Origin of the sequence: Vibrio satsumensis, from assembly GCF_050337435.1 — a bacterium.
GTDB lineage: Bacteria > Pseudomonadota > Gammaproteobacteria > Enterobacterales > Vibrionaceae > Vibrio > Vibrio satsumensis.
This window is the reverse complement of the sequence record NZ_JAKJSX010000021.1, coordinates 13,304-32,699: the sequence shown is the minus strand read 5'-3', so window position 1 is coordinate 32,699 and position 19,396 is coordinate 13,304. Positions and strand designations below refer to the sequence as shown.

The window sequence follows — 19,396 nt, the reverse complement described above, 5'->3', positions numbered from 1 at the left end:
ACTTTCATCTGAGCTGCCTTGATGTAGCTCAGAGTTAAGCTAGCTCTACCCTAAATGGTAAGGGAAGCAACAATGAGAGCGTGAGCCAGAAAGTAACTGCCCGTCACCCAAAAGTAGGCACCCTTAATTGGGCTACGATAGAAATTTAGCGCGTATGCTAATGCCGAAAGCAGCAACACGGCACAACCAGCAAAGCCCACCGCATGCGACAGTTGAGGATCAAGCAACCAGAGTTCACCAGAAGCCCATGCAAGCTGAATAAGCACAATACCCATGATAACCACAGGAAAGACGAGTTTGTCTAAGCGAGGCAGTAATAAGAAGAAAGCAACGACACAAGCCGCCAACAGCAGCGCGAATAACCACCAGACCATTTCTCCTGATAGCTGTAACCAAAATGCTTTGCTGTAACAGAGCTGAGCCAACAAGAAGCAAACAAAATGCAGAGAACGTTTTTGAGTAACAGTATGCAAGACATCTGCGATCGCAGAAACCGCCAACCCAGCAACGACCCAATAGGTAAAATCAGCAACGACAGATTGAGTTAAAGCAATGGTCGCTAATAATACAAAGGTAAAAACCTTATACGATAAGGCCTGACCGATATGTCCATGTTTCGTTCCTGCTATTGCTCCGATACCAGACAAGGAAACCGCCAACCAACTCCACATACCATTTGCCCTATTGCTTTAAATCGTCGCCAGTCTAGGCACACGAGTGTTGATGTAAAGCCTCAGCGCCTCAAAGTTGGATCTTGATTACGCTTCCACTAAAAAGAGTCTCTTTAGATTGAAGTCGTAACAATTACTACCGTGACAATGGCCATTCGTTTAAAACTAGCGCGAATCATCATAAAACCCATTCAAACTGGCATTAGAGTCACCATACTTGAATTTTGGTCAATTCTAACCTATAAGACCCACCAAAACCGACCATATTCCGCCAAAAACCACACTTGAAAAATTAAAATAAACACATTTAAAGCAAACAATAACAATAACTTAAAGAGATAAACTCAAGTTTAATAGGAAAATAAAAACACCAACCAACCCTAGACTTGTAAAGTAGCCAGTTTTCTTTTTTAAAGCCCAGTTTTGTCAGGTTATTTCAAGCCCCCGGTAAAAACCGCCACAAAAACCAAGCCGAAAATTCAAAAAACCAACCAAAACAAACCTCACCACCACCAACCCCCATTAATACAGTTTAACAACCTTTAACAATATAAATTACACATAACAACCATTATAAAACAGCAACTTAAAATAAATAAGAACAAATATGAATCACAACGAATAAAATAAGAACACACCAAAACACACAGTTAAACAGAGCCAAACAAGCCAAAAACTAATAGTTTTCTACTACTTTTGGAGCTTTCGAAAGTAATTCTTGATCTAAACCTATAAGTGGGCTATTCTTTAAAACATAGCGAGAGACAACCAAATTTAGGAGTAGTGTTATGATTTCATCTTCGCAAAGACAAGGACTTGTAATGATCGCGGTAGTTGTAGGTCTAATGACACTACCGATGATGTACTAAGCAAGTTACAGATAAAAAAAGGGACGCCATGAGCGTCCCTTTTTTTGTTCAATTTTTTCACTTCGAAAACAGATGCAGTGTTAGCACATCCCAGTTCGCATAATAGAAACCTGCGGCAGCTAAAGTCATTGCCATCATCAGTAAAATCGCAACTCGCCAGATAAAACGACCACTACGTGGAGTCAGCTCCTTCTCACAGTCGTTACACATCATGATGAATTTATGTTGGTCTTCCAACTTAGCCTCATGTTCATTGACTACCTTGTTACGACACGTTGCGATATAACGCAGCTTACTCACCATATCGTGCGGTAACCTTTCTTCACAGCTTGTTACAAGCTCATGCAATCCTTCGCCTTCGGCATGATATTGAAGCCTCAATAATTTCTCTATATTGCGAGTTCTTGTCACCACTTTTTCAATATCGGTCATCTTGGCCCTCCCACTCCACACTATAATTCTAGTCGAGCATTTCCCTATTCTTATACAAAATCACTGTTATTTACGAGAGAAAGAGACAATAAATAACAATGCTTTATCCCAAACTGGCCATTAAATGTGATGTCTGCCGAAAAATAATCAGCTTGGCTTACAACAGTTCACGAATAACGGCTTAAAACACATATCCCTATTGCCTGAAAGACTAGAATAACCATCACGACTACATGGAGGTTATATGCCTAATTCACTCTTTTTTGCCATCTTTGCACTCGCTGCTCTAGCGGCTTGGGTATTTATTGGTTTCTATAGAAAACACTCGCAAGGTGAAAATGCGCCAGAGAAGAAAGTGAATGTCACGGTGTTAGACAAACAATCCATCGACCTTCCTGACGCAGAACCTGGCCAAGAAGATCAAGAGTACTGGATTTACGTTCAACGTGGTGTGGTTGGTCCGAAGCGAGAATTCCAAGTCGGCATCCACTACTTCCACGCCCTTAACCCGGGCGACAAAGGAACCTTAACCTACCAAGGCGATAAGTTCTTACACTTTGCGTTGAAGCGCTAAACGTCAGCCGCTTCAACTGTCTCCCCTAAGCAATCCATCAGAAAGCCTTAGCACTCACCGCTAAGGCAATAACCAACGTGTTTTCTCTGACTTAGAGACCAACCAGCTCATCCATAACGCGCCAGCTCCGCTGATCACAATCCATAATGGAATAACCCAAGCTGGATGTCCTTGGTACCAACCGAACTCTTTCATTGGCCACAAGACAATAGGGTGCAGCAGGTAAATACCTAAGCTGTGCTTACTGATAAAGCCAACTGCTTGGTTACTCTTCTCAGACAAGCCTTCACCATAGTAACGGCATACCATGAACACCATGCTCGCTGCTAATACGGTATTCAACGTCTTGTAAGATAACCAGCGCCCTACCGTGTACTCTTCTGCCACCAAGCTTGCATCAACCACCATGTAAACCGTGGTTAGTAACGCAAATCCACCCAGTAATACACTCACGCCAACTGTCATCTTGTTAAGTGGCACAATCTTATACAGCAAGTAACCCAATGGTAAGTAACCGGTGTACAACCACAACTCGTGACTCCAAGGGCCATCGATTTTCAGTAAGAACAGCAATGTTGTGAACAACCATACCGCCGTAAAGGCATAGACAGATCTATCACCGTACTTTCTGACCATGATCTGCAAGAACGGAATCACAAAGTAGAGCGGAATGAAGTAATAGAAGAAACCAAGGTGGTAATAGGTGTAATGATGGTAGCTATTAAGCAACACGTCCCAGCTGACGTCGGCATCAAAGCCCATTGCCGACCAACCCGAAAGATAGGTATAGAAAAGCGACCAGACAATGAAAGGTATCAGTACCTTACCCAGACGACGCTTGAGGTAGTATTTGGCGTCAAACGGGCGCTGATCACTGAGCATCAGTGCGCCAGTAATCAAAATGAACACAGGTACTGCCCAGCGGCTGAAACCGTTTACCGTAATGGCAGTAAACCATTCACCGAAAGGAATAGTGCCCAATTCATTGCGATAAGGCGCCAAAACATGAATCGCGATAACCGCTACGGCCGCGACACATCGTGCTAAATCAAAAAAGAGAATTCGCTGCTTCATGTAAATGCCTGATTAATATTCAATCATTCTACTATAGCAATAAAAAAGCTGACCGGAATAAATACCAAGTCAGCTTAGTGTTAAAGGAGATGCTTATCGCGAATTTAGCTCATACGACGCTAGCTTATGCGACTTGAGCTCTTACTCATGCGGCTGAAGCTTATGCCGCTGAGATTTGCGGTACTTTAGGTAAACGCAGAGAGATCACCGTCGTTATCGCTAAGAATGCGAAGGAAACCCACAGACACGCAGACAAACCTGCCATTTGGAATACCAAGCCCGACAATATCGTGCCAATCAAACGGCCCATCGCGTTTGCCATGTAATAGAAACCGACATCAAGAGAAACGCCATCGCCTTTCGCATAACTCACAATCAAATATGAGTGAAGTGATGAGTTCACCGCAAAGATGGCACCAAATACCATCAAACCACCCACGATAACGAGCTCTGGTTGCCAACCAATCTGTACTGCATAAGCGATAGCAGCAGTCACGATAGCCAGCGCACCTGCCCATAACAGCGCAGCATGGCCATCTGGCACCTTGCCTTGAGCTTTACCAGTAATCTTCGGCGCAATGCCCTGTACAAAGCCATAAGCGATAGTCCAAGCAGCTAAGAAACCACCAACCCATGAATGATCCCAACCAAACACACTGCCTAGGTAAACCGGCAAAGCAATCACAAACCACACATCACGGGCACCAAATAGGAACATACGCGCTGCAGATAGGATGTTGATGGATTCTGACTTAGAGAAGATCTGTTTGAATTTAGGCTTGGTTTTCGCTTTACCCATGTCCGCTTCTAAGCTCAACACACTGCCAACGAAGACTAAGGCCAACACGACTGCCATCGCAAGCACAGCGTATTGGAAGCCAATCGTTGAAAGCAGCAAACCACCAATAAAGAAGCCTGCACCCTTCAGCGCATTCTTAGACCCAGTCAGAATCGCAATCCACTTATACAAAGCACCTTGCTGCTCATCCGGTACCAAGGTTTTGATTGAGCTCTTGGCACTCATCTTATTGAGATCTTTAGCGATACCTGACAAGGCCTGCGCTGCCATTACCCAAGGAATAGTCAACATAGCCGATGGCAATGCCAACATACCCAAGGCAAAGACTTGCATCCCGAGACCAATGTTCATGGTCTTATTGAGGCCAAGACGCGCCCCCAGCCAGCCACCGATTAGGTTCGTCACCACACCAAAGAATTCATAGAAAAGGAACAGTGAGGCGATCTCTAACGAACTGTAACCAAGGTCGTAGAAATACAGGACCACCAGCATACGAAGTGCACCATCGGTAATGGTGAAGTTCCAGTAGTTGAAAGTCACCAACATGTATTGGCGAACGCTCTTACTTAGATTTGAAAACATAATGCTATCTCTGCAATCAAAACAAAAAGAGCTTTTGGATCACGATAAGCTTAACACTCCAGATACCAAAAGCTCCTTGTCTAACACCGATGACTATTAGCTATTCGCTACGCCATTGATGTACTCAACCTGGATAGGTTTAGTGAAAGCACCTGGACGCAGTGCTTGAACTTCTTGAACGATCTTGTCGAGATCCCAGCCTTTTTCTAAAAGCAGATGAGCCGCGAACAAACCGGTACGACCTGAGCCGCCCATGCAGTGCATTGCTACCTTAGCGCCACTATCAACAATTTTGTGTAGCTCTGGGCTTGCTGCAGACCATTTCGCCGCAAACTCAGCACCCGGAGCACAATCGTCTTCGATTTCGATTTGGAACCACTGCATGCCTAGCGCACGAGTTTTCTCGCCAAGTGCTGCCACGTCTTTGCTTGCTAGCTCTGCATCATCGAGCGCAGTCACAATAGCTTCAACGCCTTGCTCTTTCAGTTGTGCCAGAGATGCATCAAGATCAGCGTCTTTAGTACCTGGGCATGGAGTCAGAATCAGCGCGCCTTGTTCAAGGTCTAATTGCCATGTTGGGTGTGTCATAGTGTTATCTCTTAAATTCTTATAGAACCAATACTCAAAATAATTGGAGTTGCAGCTAGGTAACCTTTTCCCTACAAAGGAATGAAGTTCAGCCCTATGAGCATAGGGGCTCTATGTGATTAGGGCGGCCGGCGCTCCGGTGAACTTACGCAGTTAACAACGCTGCAGCTTCAAGTATGAAGAGTATTAAGCTAAACCAACGGTACGCACTAACTCAGCCGTACGAGTCGCGTAACCCATTTCGTTGTCGTACCAAGCGTAGATCTTAACCATGCGCTTACCTACCAACATAGTTGATAGTGCATCTACGATTGTTGAACGTTGGTCGCCTTTGTAGTCGATAGACACAAGTGGGCGCTCTTCAAAGCCAAGGATGCCTTTTAGCTCGTTCTCAGATGCTTCTTTCAACATCGCGTTCACTTCTTCTGCCGTCGTGTCTTGCTTCACTTCGAAGATGATGTCAGTCAGAGACGCGTTCGCTAGTGGTACACGAACCGCGTGGCCGTTGATGCGGTTTTCTAGCTCAGGGAAGATCTCAACAATCGCCTTCGCAGAGCCAGTTGTTGTTGGGATTAAGCTCATGCCACATGCACGTGCACGACGTAGATCTTTGTGCGGCGCATCTAGAATGGTTTGCGTGTTAGTTAGATCGTGAATCGTTGTAAATGACGCATTCTTTATACCAAGCTTCTCGTTGATCACTTTCACTACTGGAGCGATGCAGTTAGTGGTACAAGACGCAGCCGTCACAATTTTGTGTACTGCTGGTTCAAAAATGTTGTCGTTCACACCAACAACGATGTTTGCGATGCCTTCTTCTTTCACTGGCGCTGATACCACAACACGCTTCACGCCTTGCTCTAGGTATTTGTTTAGGAAAGAAGTCTTACGGTGAACACCGGTCGCTTCGATAACCACATCGCAGCCAGACCAATCGATCGCATCGATGTCGCGCTCTTGTGTGGTCTTGATGCGCTGGCCATTTATGATCATCTCATCGCCTTCTGCAGTTACTTCGTGGTGAAATCGACCTTGAACTGAATCGAACTCTAGAAGATGTGCTAACGTTGCGGTATCGCCCGCTACATCATTAATTTGCACAAACTCTAGCTCTGCCCAATCGAATGCTGCGCGAAGTGCTAGACGGCCGATGCGGCCAAAACCATTAATACCTACTTTAACTGTCATCGTATGCTCTCTCAGCTAGTGGGGAATCTAAAAATATTCAATTAAACGCAACATTGAGGGCGTGAAGTCATAGCTTCTAGGCGTTCAATGTCTTGTTGATATTCAGTTTTCAAACAGTTCGATGCGATAAGGTCATCAATTAACTTTAGCATCCAACCCGGTAAATCTTTGGACAAGCGGTAGAAAACCCATTGTCCTTGGCGAACGTCAGTCAAAATGCCGTTTGAGCGCAACTGCGCAAGGTGGCGTGAAACCTTTGGCTGACTTTCTTGTAATGCCTGAGTCAACTCACCAACAGAGAGGCACTCTTGGCGCACAATCATCATTAAGCAACGCACTCGCGTTTCATCAGACAGTAATTTAAAAAATTGGTGAGGAAGCATAACTACATACTCATATATGGATATGCGCATATATTAATTATAAAAAAACGCACGTCAAGGCGTGCGTTTCAATTGTCATAAAAGTTTAACGAAGAAACATCAGAGCTTGTTGGTCACGGTATGACTCCAACGGCGAGCTTCGGTAAGCTCCGTTTTTACCTGATCCACGCTTAATCCTAAATCAGCGCAGTGCTCATCAAGCTGTTGCCAATCGGCATGTTCAAAGCTCTCTTCAAGCGCGAGCAAGGTACCATATGGCCCTTCTCTACGTAGCAGAGCCACCTTGATACTTTTACACAAAGGCAGTTGCTCAACTAAATTCTCTAACGATAGATCGAGCAATGCATCCAACAATGAGAACAAACCAATCATAAAGGCTTGCTCAGTGTGCCCTTCAAATACCTGATAACGAGACATACGCTGACAAAATTGCGCTCGCTGTAAAGACAAGCCATACAACTCTTTCGGCTTTTTATCAGAGACATAAGACGCCACCGCCAGCGAAACAAACATTTTCAGCTTCTCTTGCCCCAAGTAAACCAAGGCCTGACGGAATGACGAAATAGTTACCTCAAGACGAGGCGACATTGTGTTCACAAAGCGCAGTAGCTTATAAGACAAAGCGACATCCTTCGCGACGATGCTCTCGACACGTTGGAAGTCGACATCCGGCTTACACACTTCTTGGAACAGCTCCATGGCAATCACTTGTTCAGGGCTGATGTACTTGGTCTTGATGATTTCCGGTTTACTAAAGAAATAGCCTTGGAAGAACTTAAAGCCCGCCTCTTTGGCTTGCTGGAATTCTTGTTCGGTTTCGACTCGTTCAGCAAGAAAGCTAAACTTTTTCCCTTGATGAGCTTTTACCAAATCACACGCCTCATCCAAGCCCATCTGCATGATATCGAGCTTAACAATATGTGTGTATTTAAGGAAACGCTCCCATTCTGGCGTCGAAGTAAAGTCATCTAGAGCAATCATGTACCCCGCTTGGTATAGCTCTTTAACGGCTTCTAATAATTCGTCGGTCGGTTGGCAGGTTTCAAGGATCTCAACCACAACCTTGTCTTTCGGCAAGCTCAAAGGCAACCGACGAATCAAGCTTTGATACGGGAAGTTAATAAAGCAACGTGAAGATGGGATCGACGGGTTAAGACCAACCGACAAGAAATTCTCAACAATCAGACGATACGTTGCTCTGTTAGACTCTATATGCGCTGGATAGGCATTCCTTTCTCCGTCACGAAACAGCAGCTCATAACCAAGTGTGTTCTTGTTACGGTTTAAGATAGGTTGTCGAGCAACGTACGTAGCGGTCATTTCTTGATAACTCTAATTGATTTAACTATAACTCTATTGCTTTCACTAGGCTTTAGCGGCAGCCAGCAATGCGCCGCAGCCCATGAACATACCACCAAAGATTTTATTTATCTTACCCATTATGCGATCTGAACGAATAAAACGTCCCATTTGTGAAGCTAATGAGGTGTAGCCCAACATAACAACGCTATCAATGAATACCGTCGTCACACCTAGCACTAATAACTGCGGTGCTTGTGGTTGTGTGGGATCGATAAATTGAGGAAACAAAGCCACCAAAAATACGATAGATTTTGGGTTGGTAAGGTTAATCAGCACCGCATTTCTAAGCAGCTTGCCACTCGATAGCGTCGAGTTTTCTTGTGAGGCCACTAAGCTAGAGTTGTCACGCCACTTTTGAATACCCAACCAAAGAAGGTAAATCACGCCCACCCATTTGATGATAGTGAATGCCAACGCAGATTGAGCGACTAATGCGCCAATACCCGCGCCCACCAGCATTATGTGGAATGCAAGACCGAGCTGTAAGCCTGCGATCGACGCGAGCGACTTCTTGGTACCATAACTTAGTCCATTGCTGATTGAGTTAACGGTACCTGAACCCGGAGCCAAACTAAACAATATCGCCGTGACGACATAAGCAAGCCAAACATGAGTATCCATTTGCATTTCCTTACTAGTTCTTTAATCTAACAACATTAGTAGCGATAAAGCTCTCACATGCACCAGTTCAGGTAATTTCCCATGGAAAACCACAGCGTCGCCCCGTTTTCTTACACGCAAGAACCTCAGTTCGAGCAAGCGATTAAACACCCGATCCCCACTCTTTGGCAACAACGAAAAGATGGGTATGTAACATCATCCGGTAAAAAGAAGCTGTACTGGTGTAGCCTAACCTCACCGACTCATACCAAAGCCATCGTTATTTCAAATGGCCGTATCGAGTGCTGCCTAAAATACCAAGAACTCTTTTATGATTTCTATCAACAAGGCTATGACGTTTATTCATTTGACCACCAAGGTCAAGGTCAGTCGGAACGTATGGTAACAGACTCTGACATTGGTCACATTCATGAGTTCGATGATTATGCATCAGACATGTCTGACATCATTGCCAGTTTTGACTTAAGTAAATATACCGAGCGTTATCTTCTTGCGCATTCAATGGGCAGTACCATCGCGACTCGCTATCTACAGACTCATCCGGATCACCCGTTTGATAAGGTAACCCTGTGTGCGCCGATGTTTGGCATCAACACTGAATGGTACCTAAAACCTATCGCGATGGTTGTTGGACAAGTGCTTACCGCGTATCACGCTAAACCAACTTATGCGCCAGGCCAACAAGCGTATTACTCAAAACCTTTCGAAAACAACTTACTGAGCCACAGCAAGGTTCGCTATCAGTGGTTCCGCCGTTTGTATGACGAGTCACCCTCTTTGCAGGTAGGCGGACCGAGCACACGCTGGGTGTGGCAAGGGTTAATGGCAGCCAAGCAGGCCATCCAACAAACTCGCCAAATCAAAATCCCACTGCTTTTGATTCAAGCAGGGGAAGAGAAGATTGTCAGCAACAGTGCCCAAGTAAAGTTCATCTCTAAACTGAAGAAAACGAACTCTAATTGCCAGTTTAAGTTGATTGAAGGTTCTAGGCATGAAGTGTTGTTTGAGCAAGATGAATACCGCAATCAAACACTGGATGCGATCAATCAGTTTTTTTCCCAGAGCTAACACGCTAAGCAACCTACCAAGAAGATATGTGCTAAAGAGGAAGAGAAGTAAGTGAGCTTTGCCCTCTTTTCTTGCGTGAATTTGGCATACAATTTCTAGATAGAGATATTGTATTTCAAAGGGCGCTAGCATTGGCTGGTGTCGATATTGGTTAAGCATTTTGCAATGAGGGTTAAATGACTATTCCTGCACTTAAAGATTCCGTGAAAATCGTTGCCTCTGATTTAGATGGTACGCTTCTGGCTCCCAACCATCAGTTAAGCGATTTTACCAAGCTGACACTCAAGAAGTTACACGACCAAGGTTACACCTTTATCTTCGCGACGGGTCGCCACCATGTCGATGTTGCGGGTATTCGAGAGATTGCTGGTATTCCGGCCTACATGATCACTTCAAACGGTGCGCGCGTACACGACCAAAATGATCAGCTAATGTATAGCCAGAACGTGCCTCAGGATTTAGTTCAGCCTGTTATTGATGTGGTTCGCCAAGATCCAAACATCTTCATTCACATGTACCAAAATGAAGATTGGTTGCTGGATCGTGAAGATGAAATGCTGGCTAAGTTCCACAGTGAGTCTGGCTTTAGCTACAAGCGATTTGAAGCTGACAACGCGCCGAGTGATGGCATTGCGAAAGTTTTCTTCACACACCCAGAACAAGACCATGAATACCTAGTGACGTTTGAACAAAAGCTAAGAGACATGTTTGGCGACAAATTGAACATCGCTTTCTCAACACCTTGGTGTCTAGAAGTGATGGCAGCAGAAGTATCGAAAGGCCATGCGTTAGACGCGGTTGCGAAATCACTGAACCTGACTCTTGATAACTGCATCGCCTTTGGTGATGGTATGAATGATGCTGAGATGCTAGCTATGGCGGGTAAAGGCCTGATCATGGGCACATCACACGAGAAAGTGATGAAAGCTCTGCCAGACAATGAAGTGATTGGCAGCAACGCAGACGACGCCGTTGCTCACTACTTAGAAAAACACCTACTCTAAGCAGTCCCAATAAAAACATAAAGGCAGCCAATGGCTGCCTTTTTTGAACCTTACGCTAAAAGCTTCCTCTAAGGTTAGCGAGAACCGAGTACTTCTTTGCTTAAGATGGCCTGCCACTCCTGTTCAGTAACAGGCATGATGGACAAGCGATTACCGCGCTTCACCAATGGCATTTCTGATAGCTCTGGCATAGCTTTCAATGTTGCTAAGGGAATCAAACGCTCAGTCACTCGTACAAACTCGACATCCACCATAATCCAGCGAGGATTATCAAGAGAAGATTTAGGATCGTAGTAATCACTCTCGGGATCGAATTGAAAATGATCTGGGTAGGCTTCTCTGGTTACTTTTGCGATCCCTGCTACGCCAACTTTTTTACATGATGAGTGGTATATCATCACCAAGTCTCCAAGCTTGACATCATCACGCATCATGTTTCGAGCCTGATAGTTGCGTACACCCTCCCAACAAGAGGTTTTTTGTACTCTAAGAGTCTGAATAGAAAAGGTGTCGGGTTCTGTTTTAAATAACCAATATGCCATAATAAATCCAATTAACGGTTGCTCCGAGGAAGATATAACATGAAGGTAATGAAAAACCCAGTGACATGGCTAGTCGCATTCGCGCTACAAGGTTGTGTAACGGCGCCAGATACACCGCAACAATCTGAAGTTCCACCAGCAACCTTGGATGCGCCACTGAGCATTCAACCGCAAACCTTCATCATGCGTGGTCAAGTTGTGGTTGGCCATGAGAGCCGAACCTTCACCCCTTGCGGTAGCCAACAACAATACTGGTTAGATTTAACACCAGAACTCGCATTAGAAGCGCAAGGGCTCTCAGCGAGACCTTACCAAGCCTTGTACGGCGAGCTGATTGGTCATCTAACCGTACCGAGCCAAACAGGGTATAACGCAGATTTCACGGCACGTTTCGTGGTTGATCAAGTGAATATCCTAACCGCAGAAAACCCTGATCGTTGTAACCAACCCCTGCGTTCAACACGTGTATTCGGCAATGAACCTTTCTGGTCAGCAAGCTTCGATAAAGACCAGCTCAAATACACTAAGATGGGCGAACAGCCACAGATCCTCGATATTGAATCAAGCCGCACCACACCAAGCAGTCGTGATTACCAATTAGAAGGTAAAACAGCGCAAGGCAAACTCTACCTTACAAAAGAGAGTTGCAGCGACGGCATGAGCGATTCTATCTATGGATGGCATGCCAAGCTTAACCTCAATGACAGCAACTATAATGGCTGTGCAACGGTCTCTAACCAAGATCCAACACTGGACTGGAGCGGACTCTACTTCGCTAGCTCAACGCAGAACACTGGATTCTCTATCAACCTTGAGCTCAACGATGACCATAGCGCCATTACGACATACTCGTACAGCAATGGAGACCCTTCTATTGTTGAACAAGGCTTCTGGCAGCAACTCAACCAAAATCAGGTACAAGTGGTTATGACTCACCACCAGCAACAGTATTTGATCTCTGAGCGCATCTTCACGCTCGATAACGGCAAACTGGTCGCTGAAAAAGAAAAAGTGGGCAACGTTGTCTACCCGATTGCCAATGGCGGTCTGGTGCTATTCGAAGCTAAGAGTGCACAAGCGCAAGTCAACACCACCGCTAACGTTGATCTAACCGCAAAGCAGGTCAACTCCAGTGATCAACTTGATCAAAAAGTTGACCAAGCGATCCGCGAGTATTTTAAGATCAACAGCAGCTCACCTGACGACACCAAATACCGCTGGTTAACCTACGACCTCAATGGCGACGGTAAAGAAGAGCTGTTCGCCCAACTCGATTGGTGTGGTTCTGGTGGCTGTACACTGCTGATTTTCGAAAACCATCAAGATAATTGGCGCTTCAATAGCCGAGTGACACTAGTTAAGGGCGACATACGCTTAGGTAAATCACAAAACCACGGCTGGCAAGATCTGATCTTCAATGTCAGCGGCGGCGGTGCAACACCAGCGAAACACACATTGTCATACTCTGGTGTGAGCTACCCACTCAACCCAAGTGTTGCTCCAATTGCAGATGATGCTGACATCAGCGATGTGGTTTTGTTTGCTGATGGTGTCTCACCTGCACAAAGTGGGGTTAAGCTGTAAACATGAGTAACCTACAAGCTTGCCCTGGTTGTGGCTTCACTCACCAATGTATTTGTCACCTGATACCGAGTGTCGAAAGCCAAATCGATCTTGTACTGCTCACTCATGAGAATGAACTGTCGCGCGATACCAATACCGGAAAGCTGCTTCAGCAATCCCTTGATCAGTGTCGGTCCCTTGTATGGCAAAGGAAAACACCACCAGCGGAGCTAATGGCGCTGCTTGACGATGAAACACGGCAACCGTTTCTGTTATTCCCAAGTGATAAAAGTATCGAGTGCCAGCAAGCTGTGATGACCCAAGCCCTGAGTCGTAAACCGCTATTCATCATCTTAGATGGCACATGGCAAGAAGCGAAGAAGATGCTTAACAAGAGCTCATGGTTACAAGCCGTTCCACAAGTTCACCTCGACATCATTAGCGTATCTTCATACACCTTGCGCCGTAATCAAGACAGTGGCCACTTGTGTACTTGCGAGGTGGGCGTTGAGTTACTCAAGTCTTTAGGTGAGGGTGAACCTGCCAAACTCATTGATGACTACTACCAACAGTATCTAAAGGTATTCCATGCCGACAAGTGTGGCCATGCCCTCAAATAGACCAAATAGGCGCGCGGGAAGGCAATAAACAAATTTCAGGACGGGACAGATACTAAAAACAAAAAGGGTGAGCCATAAGCTCACCCTTTTTACATCGGACTTTAATCTATTGAACCATTTAGTGTTTCACGTGAAACGCACACTCTGGCTGTTCGTTGAAAAGAGATTTTACTCTCCCTATCAGAATAAGCGTTGAGGCTGACCAAAGTAGTAACCTTGCAGGTAATCGACACCCATATCCTCTGCGATTCGACACACCTGTTCATTATGTACGAACTCCGCCACCGTCTTAGCATTCAGAATCTGACATAAGCTCACCAGCTGTTGCGCTATCTTACGTTGCTTTTTATCCGTATCGATATTGCGAATTAGACTACCATCAAGCTTTATGACTTGTGGTTCTAGCTTCAATATCTCATCAATGTTCGAATAGCCTGAACCAAAGTCATCGACAATAATATTCACACCAAGATCACGGAAGTGGTTACACACCTCAATCAAGCGACCGTAATCCTGAATTTGTTCCGTTTCCAGCACTTCTAAACCAATACGCTGTGGGTGACTGATTTTCTTGATGGCTTGTTCAAGATGAAGAATGGTTTTCTCATTGCTGAAATCTTGTGGCGCTAAATTAATTGAGAACGAATCGGTTCGCTGACTCATAAAATCAAAGGTACGCGTTATCATCTGACGACTGAGGCGTGTATAGAGGTGCGTTCCTTCTATGATTGGCAAAAACTTACCCGGTGCAATCAACTGACCGTCTTCTTCAATTCGAACCAAGCACTCGTAGCTCTCTACCTGATGGCTATGCGCCGAAACAATCGGTTGAGAACACGCCACAATATTCTGATTAAGCACAGCACGACTCACGCACGACAACCAACCCAGTTGTTCTTGGCGATGCTTCTCCAGTTGAATTAACGTCTTAGCACTCACTAAGTGTTTATTCTGGCTGACGGCACTGCGCCTCGCATCAATCGCCTTCAATAATAAGTCATCAATAGAGGTCGTTGGGAAATCTCGACGGCTAGCAATACCCGCACAGATAGACACCGACAAGTAATCAATATCGGGTAAACCTGTAGGTTCGAAATTTACATGCTCGGTTTGATCGGCAAACTCCGAGAATCGCTGATGAATATGTTCTTGGCTCGCCCAGCTATCGAACACCACTGCCCACTCACCAATACCGATACTGTAGAGCTGACATCCCTCATCAAAGAACTGCCACAGCGCCTTTTGAAAATACTCACTCAAGTCATGCAGAAGCTTGTCACCCACTCGATAGCCGTACTTTTCATTGATCTGACCAAAGGTCGTGACCTTCAAAGCTAACAAGTGGCTATCACTGCTCATCTTCGACAGCTTCTCACGCAATACACTTCGATTAGGCAAGCCAGTACGGTGATCAATTCGGTAGCTCGCCGTTAATGCGGTGGCTTGTTGCTGAATCTTACTCGCCATGCTGTTGTTCATGTCATCGACATCAAGCAGTGCATTTCGGATCAATGAAAACAGAGGGGATATATTGGTCGCGGGTTGTGTATCTAATGGCAATACTACCTTACCCTCGCCTTCTCTTAATGCGAGGTAAGTGAGGCTATGGTGCAAGATTCGCTGTTGATCATTCTCTTGATAGAGTTCTCCCATGCAGTACACGCCATAGCTGTCGGCCAGCTTCTGGAAAACCTCAACCTCTTGGTTGCCATCAATAAAGTCGATGCGAGAGATACAGTTATAGATAAAAAACTGTTCCGGCTTATGAGAGGCAAGCTGTTGCACCCCCAGTCGGACCTGCTCCAGGGTCAATGAGGGATGGTCATAACAAAACCGGACCTCATCACCCACTTGGAATTGGCCACTGAACTCTATCTCTCCATATTCCGTCACCTTGAGCGGTAAGTGAATCCTTTGCTCTTTCGGATCACCAACCATCAACGGAAAATTATGCAGTTGCTCAAAAGGCAATTCAAGGCCATCAGCGAGGTAACGATTGTAGAGCTCACGAACAGGTATACCATCCAATTCAACCAACCAGTTATCTTGGGCTCCTGTCACTCGGAAAGTCCGGCCAATAGGGTTCCATTCAGTGAAATAACCTTTAGTGATGGATAGCTCTGCACTGTGCAGCGCCAACATCACATAGGCATTTTCATAGCAAATACCGTTTAGCATCACCCATCGTCCATTATCTGTGATGGTCGATGCACCACCACAGATAGGTAATAAATATCTCGACTGCTCAAACGCTGAAAATAGAACTCGGTTATTTATCTGCAAGCGGTCTGCGAAACAGATGATGCTTTGAGTATTATCATTGCACTCAAGCTGTTGCCACATAGCGTGGCTATCGACCAATGGTTGCTCGCTATATTCGACAACACCACAAGAGTAAGACGTCGCGTCAAAACGGGTAACAATCAGATAAAGACCTTGGTGCAGGATGACGCCTTGGCTGATGTAGTGGTTAGCACTGCAACCAATCAGTTTGGCATTGGGGAAAGTCGATTGAATCACTTGGCAGGCAGCCGCAACAGAACCCTTCTCGAAAGACGAAAACACCTGAATTAGTAGGCTTTCGTGTTGATGAAAATCTATCTTTTCCAATTCACGTTGGGTTTGCTCAATGTCTTGTATCAGGAGAGAAGTCGACTGCATATTCACATTAATCGCTAGGTTAATGATTTGTTATTGTGCTTATTATAGATAAGGCTTGCACGGAATACTTACAATCGTCTTATAAATAATGTGACGTTAGTTAGACATCACTTATTCCACCACAAAGCAGACATCAATGGTGATTGAGCATTTTCGAAGCCAGCCGGCATGAGAACCCATTAGTTTTAACAACTAAAACAATCGCTTAGGCTCACCAAAGTAATAACCCTGCAGATAATCGACACCCATTTGTTCTGCTATCTCACAAACCTGTTGGTTATGGACAAATTCAGCAACCGTCTTAGCATTGAACACTTGGCATAAGCGAACCAACTGAGAAGCGATATTTCTTTGTTTTTGGTCTTTGTCGATATTACGAATCAAGCTACCGTCGAGCTTAATAATCTGTGGCTCAAGCTTAATGATCTCATCAATATTGGAGTAACCAGAGCCAAAATCATCAACAATGATTCTCGCCCCGAGTGCACGGAAGTGATCACACACCTCTATCATGCGGCCATAATCCTTGATTTGCTCAGATTCCAAAACCTCTAAGCCAAGTCGAGTGGGATCGTTCATACCACTGATCGCAGCCTCGAGTACCTCAAGCGTCTTGTCACTCAACAAATCTTGTGGGGATAGATTGATAGAGAACGAACTCTGTTTATCCGCCATATAACCGATAGTGCTCTTAATCATATGTCGACTAAGGCGTGTGTAGAGGTGCGTGTCGGCAATGATAGGTAAGAACTTTCCTGGTGCCACAATAGTACCGTCCGACTCCATGATTCTGACTAAACACTCTTGGCCAATCATTTCGTGAGTGCCCGATTCCACAATCGGCTGAGAGTAGGTAATGATGTTCTGATCTAAAATCGCACGGCTCACACAGCTCAACCAACCGAGCTGCTCTTTGCGGTCCTCTTCGCTCACCTGAATGTCTTTGGCATTGGTGATGTGGGTATTGTTCCGCACCCCATAACGTCGAGCTTCGATCGCTTTCAATAAGATCTCGTCACCGCTGTCGGTTAAGAAATCACAACGACTAGCAAAGCCGCCACACAGAGAAACAGACAGGTAATCAATATCAGCCAAACCATATGGCTCAAAATTTATGTGTTCGATTTCATCGGCGAACTCAACGAAACCTTCTTTTATTTTTGTACTACCAACACTGGCGTTAAAGATAATCGCCCACTCTCCGACCCCAATACTGAACAGCTCAACCTTCACGCGAGGCTCCTTCACGACACGAAGCTGCAATCGCTCAATAAAGTGATTAGACAGGTCAAGCAGTAACTGGTCACCCACCTGATAGCCGTATTTTTCGTTAACTTGATGGAAATTCGTGAGCTTTAACGTGAGTAAGTGTTCACTAAATAGAATCGTATTGAGGCGCTCCTTCAGTACAATACGGTTCGGTAAGCCAGTGCGTGAGTCAATGCGATAGCTCTCGGTTAAGCGACGCGCTTGTTGATGGAGTTTTTTCTCCATCTGGGTATTCATACTGTCGAGATCAGCGACTGCATTTCTGACCAAGTTAAGCAATGGCGACACTGTTGAGCCACACTGAAAATCTTCACAACGAAACTCTTTAACCTCGTCAGACTCGCGCATAGCGATATAAGTCAGGCTGTGGTGCAGTATCTCTTGGCGGTCTTCATTGCGGTATAGCTCACCCATGCAGTAGGCACCACATGTATTCACTATCCCTTCAAATGGCTTAAGCTCAAGTTTACTGTCGATAAACTCAAGTCGAGATACACAGTTATAGATGATCACCGACTCAGGCTGATGCATGGCTAGCATCTCGGCACCGTGACGCACCTTTTCCGCGGTCAAAGAGGGGTGGTTATAACAAAACTGCGCCTCTTCACCGACATGCCAAGGGCTATCAAACTCGATACTGCCATCATCATTAATGCGTAGAGGTGTTGAAATACCCTTCTTTCTGCCAAGTTCTCGATAAAGTGGAAAGCTCATCAGTTGGCTAAAAGGAAGGTCTTTGCCATCCGCAAGGTAATGTTTGAATACTTCAATCGCCGGCTTGTCATTCAACGCGTATAAGCGATTTCCGACCGCATGTGTGACTCGCAGTTTCATCCCAATCGGGTTCCACTCAGAGTACGCATCCGACCAAACCTTCAATCTTGGGTTAGTCAGAGCCACAGCAACACAGGCATGCTGGTAGGTTTGCTCGTTATACATAACCCAACGGCCAAATTCATTCTCATGGCACAGTCCACCAGCAATCGGCAATGCGTAAGGCAGGTTTTCAAAAGCGCTATAGATAGGGTAATCACGCCCTTCGACCTGATCGCACAAACTGATGACCGTTTTGGTGCCTTCGGTAAGGTGCAGTTGCAAAGCTAAGTCTTGGCTATCTTGATTTGGATTACCCGTAAAAGGCTGGACTGCCGAGGTTAGATGGGTTTCGTTGAACTCACTGATGATGACTAAGGTGCATGCACTTTCAAGGCAATTATCACAGATAACATGACGAGCACTCTGACCAATTAGCGTCGCATTGTTTAAACGATTGAGAGCGACACTCGCGATTTGACGAGCTAGATCTGAAGATTGAGCTGAGAAAATTTGGATAAGGTACTGTTTGCTGTCACACCATTCTCGCTGATCAAGTTGAGCTCTAAACAACGCCTCAGTATTTGCGAGAAATGTAAATGTTTGCATGCCAACCCTTGTTCAAATTCTAATGGAGTAGAGAACCCGCAACCACTGCTATGACTGAAATGAATCGATAAAAAGTAGCCGCCAATTATCCTAGCCTAATCAGG

At 45.3% G+C, this 19,396-nt stretch carries 17 protein-coding genes; 5 read left to right on the top strand and 12 right to left on the bottom strand.

Annotated features, from left to right (window positions below):
• Window positions 1–50: 50 nt before the first annotated feature.
• Together L4C44_RS21845 and L4C44_RS21840 are read right to left on the bottom strand one after the other, a co-directional pair.
• On the bottom strand, window positions 51–671 hold the full coding sequence (locus L4C44_RS21845) for a lysoplasmalogenase (protein WP_146489784.1): 621 nt from the start codon (window positions 669–671) through the stop codon (window positions 51–53).
• Between the two features lie 926 nt (window positions 672–1,597).
• Window positions 1,598–1,972, bottom strand: a complete 375-nt coding sequence (locus L4C44_RS21840) for a hypothetical protein (RefSeq protein ID WP_004736595.1) — start codon at window positions 1,970–1,972, stop codon at window positions 1,598–1,600.
• A 244-nt stretch (window positions 1,973–2,216) separates the two neighbouring features.
• Here L4C44_RS21840 and L4C44_RS21835 point away from each other — a divergent pair, with 244 nt between their 5' ends.
• Window positions 2,217–2,546, top strand: a complete 330-nt coding sequence (locus L4C44_RS21835; protein ID WP_017061032.1) for a DUF2500 domain-containing protein — start codon at window positions 2,217–2,219, stop codon at window positions 2,544–2,546.
• Between the two features lie 60 nt (window positions 2,547–2,606).
• Here L4C44_RS21835 and L4C44_RS21830 read toward each other — a convergent pair whose 3' ends face one another.
• From L4C44_RS21830 to rhtB, 7 genes are all read right to left on the bottom strand, one after another.
• A complete protein-coding gene (locus tag L4C44_RS21830) occupies window positions 2,607–3,620 on the bottom strand; it encodes an acyltransferase (protein WP_428805699.1) in 1,014 nt (337 codons plus the stop codon).
• A 160-nt stretch (window positions 3,621–3,780) separates the two neighbouring features.
• Window positions 3,781–5,001, bottom strand: coding sequence for an organoarsenical effux MFS transporter ArsJ (arsJ, locus tag L4C44_RS21825; RefSeq protein WP_428805698.1), 1,221 nt, complete (start codon window positions 4,999–5,001; stop codon window positions 3,781–3,783).
• A 96-nt stretch (window positions 5,002–5,097) separates the two neighbouring features.
• A complete protein-coding gene (locus L4C44_RS21820; RefSeq protein WP_210447747.1) occupies window positions 5,098–5,589 on the bottom strand; it encodes a cyclin-dependent kinase inhibitor 3 family protein in 492 nt (163 codons plus the stop codon).
• Between the two features lie 186 nt (window positions 5,590–5,775).
• The gene (locus L4C44_RS21815; RefSeq protein ID WP_428805697.1) at window positions 5,776–6,777 is read right to left on the bottom strand and encodes an ArsJ-associated glyceraldehyde-3-phosphate dehydrogenase; all 1,002 of its coding nucleotides are present in this window, start codon (window positions 6,775–6,777) and stop codon (window positions 5,776–5,778) included.
• 41 nt (window positions 6,778–6,818) lie between these two features.
• A complete protein-coding gene (locus L4C44_RS21810; RefSeq protein WP_146489789.1) occupies window positions 6,819–7,160 on the bottom strand; it encodes an ArsR/SmtB family transcription factor in 342 nt (113 codons plus the stop codon).
• 99 nt (window positions 7,161–7,259) lie between these two features.
• Window positions 7,260–8,480 carry an EAL and HDOD domain-containing protein gene (locus tag L4C44_RS21805; RefSeq protein WP_285954868.1) on the bottom strand — a complete coding sequence of 407 codons (1,221 nt, stop codon included), beginning with the start codon at window positions 8,478–8,480 and terminating at the stop codon, window positions 7,260–7,262.
• A 45-nt stretch (window positions 8,481–8,525) separates the two neighbouring features.
• The gene (gene rhtB, locus L4C44_RS21800) at window positions 8,526–9,143 is read right to left on the bottom strand and encodes a homoserine/homoserine lactone efflux protein (protein WP_210447744.1); all 618 of its coding nucleotides are present in this window, start codon (window positions 9,141–9,143) and stop codon (window positions 8,526–8,528) included.
• An 81-nt stretch (window positions 9,144–9,224) separates the two neighbouring features.
• On the opposite strand from rhtB, the gene L4C44_RS21795 reads away from it, so the two are divergent.
• Together L4C44_RS21795 and L4C44_RS21790 are read left to right on the top strand one after the other, a co-directional pair.
• Window positions 9,225–10,211 (top strand): alpha/beta fold hydrolase, encoded by a 987-nt coding sequence (locus tag L4C44_RS21795; RefSeq protein WP_146489791.1) that lies wholly within the window; start codon window positions 9,225–9,227, stop codon window positions 10,209–10,211.
• 176 nt (window positions 10,212–10,387) lie between these two features.
• Window positions 10,388–11,215 (top strand): Cof-type HAD-IIB family hydrolase, encoded by an 828-nt coding sequence (locus tag L4C44_RS21790; protein WP_146489792.1) that lies wholly within the window; start codon window positions 10,388–10,390, stop codon window positions 11,213–11,215.
• Window positions 11,216–11,289: 74 nt separating this feature from the next.
• Here the strand turns inward: L4C44_RS21790 and L4C44_RS21785 are convergent, their stop codons facing one another.
• Window positions 11,290–11,757: an EVE domain-containing protein gene (locus L4C44_RS21785; protein ID WP_076651395.1), complete on the bottom strand. Its 468-nt coding sequence runs from the start codon at window positions 11,755–11,757 to the stop codon at window positions 11,290–11,292.
• A gap of 39 nt (window positions 11,758–11,796) precedes the next feature.
• On the opposite strand from L4C44_RS21785, the gene L4C44_RS21780 reads away from it, so the two are divergent.
• Both L4C44_RS21780 and L4C44_RS21775 read left to right on the top strand, forming a co-directional pair.
• On the top strand, window positions 11,797–13,341 hold the full coding sequence (locus L4C44_RS21780) for a COG3650 family protein (RefSeq protein WP_428805696.1): 1,545 nt from the start codon (window positions 11,797–11,799) through the stop codon (window positions 13,339–13,341).
• Between the two features lie 2 nt (window positions 13,342–13,343).
• A complete protein-coding gene (locus tag L4C44_RS21775) occupies window positions 13,344–13,940 on the top strand; it encodes a tRNA-uridine aminocarboxypropyltransferase (protein ID WP_146489794.1) in 597 nt (198 codons plus the stop codon).
• 180 nt (window positions 13,941–14,120) lie between these two features.
• Here L4C44_RS21775 and L4C44_RS21770 read toward each other — a convergent pair whose 3' ends face one another.
• Window positions 14,121–16,601 (bottom strand): bifunctional diguanylate cyclase/phosphodiesterase, encoded by a 2,481-nt coding sequence (locus tag L4C44_RS21770; protein ID WP_146489795.1) that lies wholly within the window; start codon window positions 16,599–16,601, stop codon window positions 14,121–14,123.
• Between the two features lie 192 nt (window positions 16,602–16,793).
• Window positions 16,794–19,292 carry a bifunctional diguanylate cyclase/phosphodiesterase gene (locus L4C44_RS21765; RefSeq protein ID WP_428805695.1) on the bottom strand — a complete coding sequence of 833 codons (2,499 nt, stop codon included), beginning with the start codon at window positions 19,290–19,292 and terminating at the stop codon, window positions 16,794–16,796.
• Between the last annotated feature and the right edge of the window lie 104 nt (window positions 19,293–19,396).

Coding starts and splice junctions, on each gene's coding strand:
- L4C44_RS21845 (WP_146489784.1), bottom strand. CDS start 671: ATGTGGAGTTGGTTGGCGGTTTCCTTGTCTGGTATCGGAGCAATAGCA.
- L4C44_RS21840 (WP_004736595.1), bottom strand. CDS start 1,972: ATGACCGATATTGAAAAAGTGGTGACAAGAACTCGCAATATAGAGAAA.
- L4C44_RS21835 (WP_017061032.1), top strand. CDS start 2,217: ATGCCTAATTCACTCTTTTTTGCCATCTTTGCACTCGCTGCTCTAGCG.
- L4C44_RS21830 (WP_428805699.1), bottom strand. CDS start 3,620: ATGAAGCAGCGAATTCTCTTTTTTGATTTAGCACGATGTGTCGCGGCC.
- arsJ (WP_428805698.1), bottom strand. CDS start 5,001: ATGTTTTCAAATCTAAGTAAGAGCGTTCGCCAATACATGTTGGTGACT.
- L4C44_RS21820 (WP_210447747.1), bottom strand. CDS start 5,589: ATGACACACCCAACATGGCAATTAGACCTTGAACAAGGCGCGCTGATT.
- L4C44_RS21815 (WP_428805697.1), bottom strand. CDS start 6,777: ATGACAGTTAAAGTAGGTATTAATGGTTTTGGCCGCATCGGCCGTCTA.
- L4C44_RS21810 (WP_146489789.1), bottom strand. CDS start 7,160: ATGCTTCCTCACCAATTTTTTAAATTACTGTCTGATGAAACGCGAGTG.
- L4C44_RS21805 (WP_285954868.1), bottom strand. CDS start 8,480: ATGACCGCTACGTACGTTGCTCGACAACCTATCTTAAACCGTAACAAG.
- rhtB (WP_210447744.1), bottom strand. CDS start 9,143: ATGGATACTCATGTTTGGCTTGCTTATGTCGTCACGGCGATATTGTTT.
- L4C44_RS21795 (WP_146489791.1), top strand. CDS start 9,225: ATGGAAAACCACAGCGTCGCCCCGTTTTCTTACACGCAAGAACCTCAG.
- L4C44_RS21790 (WP_146489792.1), top strand. CDS start 10,388: ATGACTATTCCTGCACTTAAAGATTCCGTGAAAATCGTTGCCTCTGAT.
- L4C44_RS21785 (WP_076651395.1), bottom strand. CDS start 11,757: ATGGCATATTGGTTATTTAAAACAGAACCCGACACCTTTTCTATTCAG.
- L4C44_RS21780 (WP_428805696.1), top strand. CDS start 11,797: ATGAAGGTAATGAAAAACCCAGTGACATGGCTAGTCGCATTCGCGCTA.
- L4C44_RS21775 (WP_146489794.1), top strand. CDS start 13,344: ATGAGTAACCTACAAGCTTGCCCTGGTTGTGGCTTCACTCACCAATGT.
- L4C44_RS21770 (WP_146489795.1), bottom strand. CDS start 16,601: ATGCAGTCGACTTCTCTCCTGATACAAGACATTGAGCAAACCCAACGT.
- L4C44_RS21765 (WP_428805695.1), bottom strand. CDS start 19,292: ATGCAAACATTTACATTTCTCGCAAATACTGAGGCGTTGTTTAGAGCT.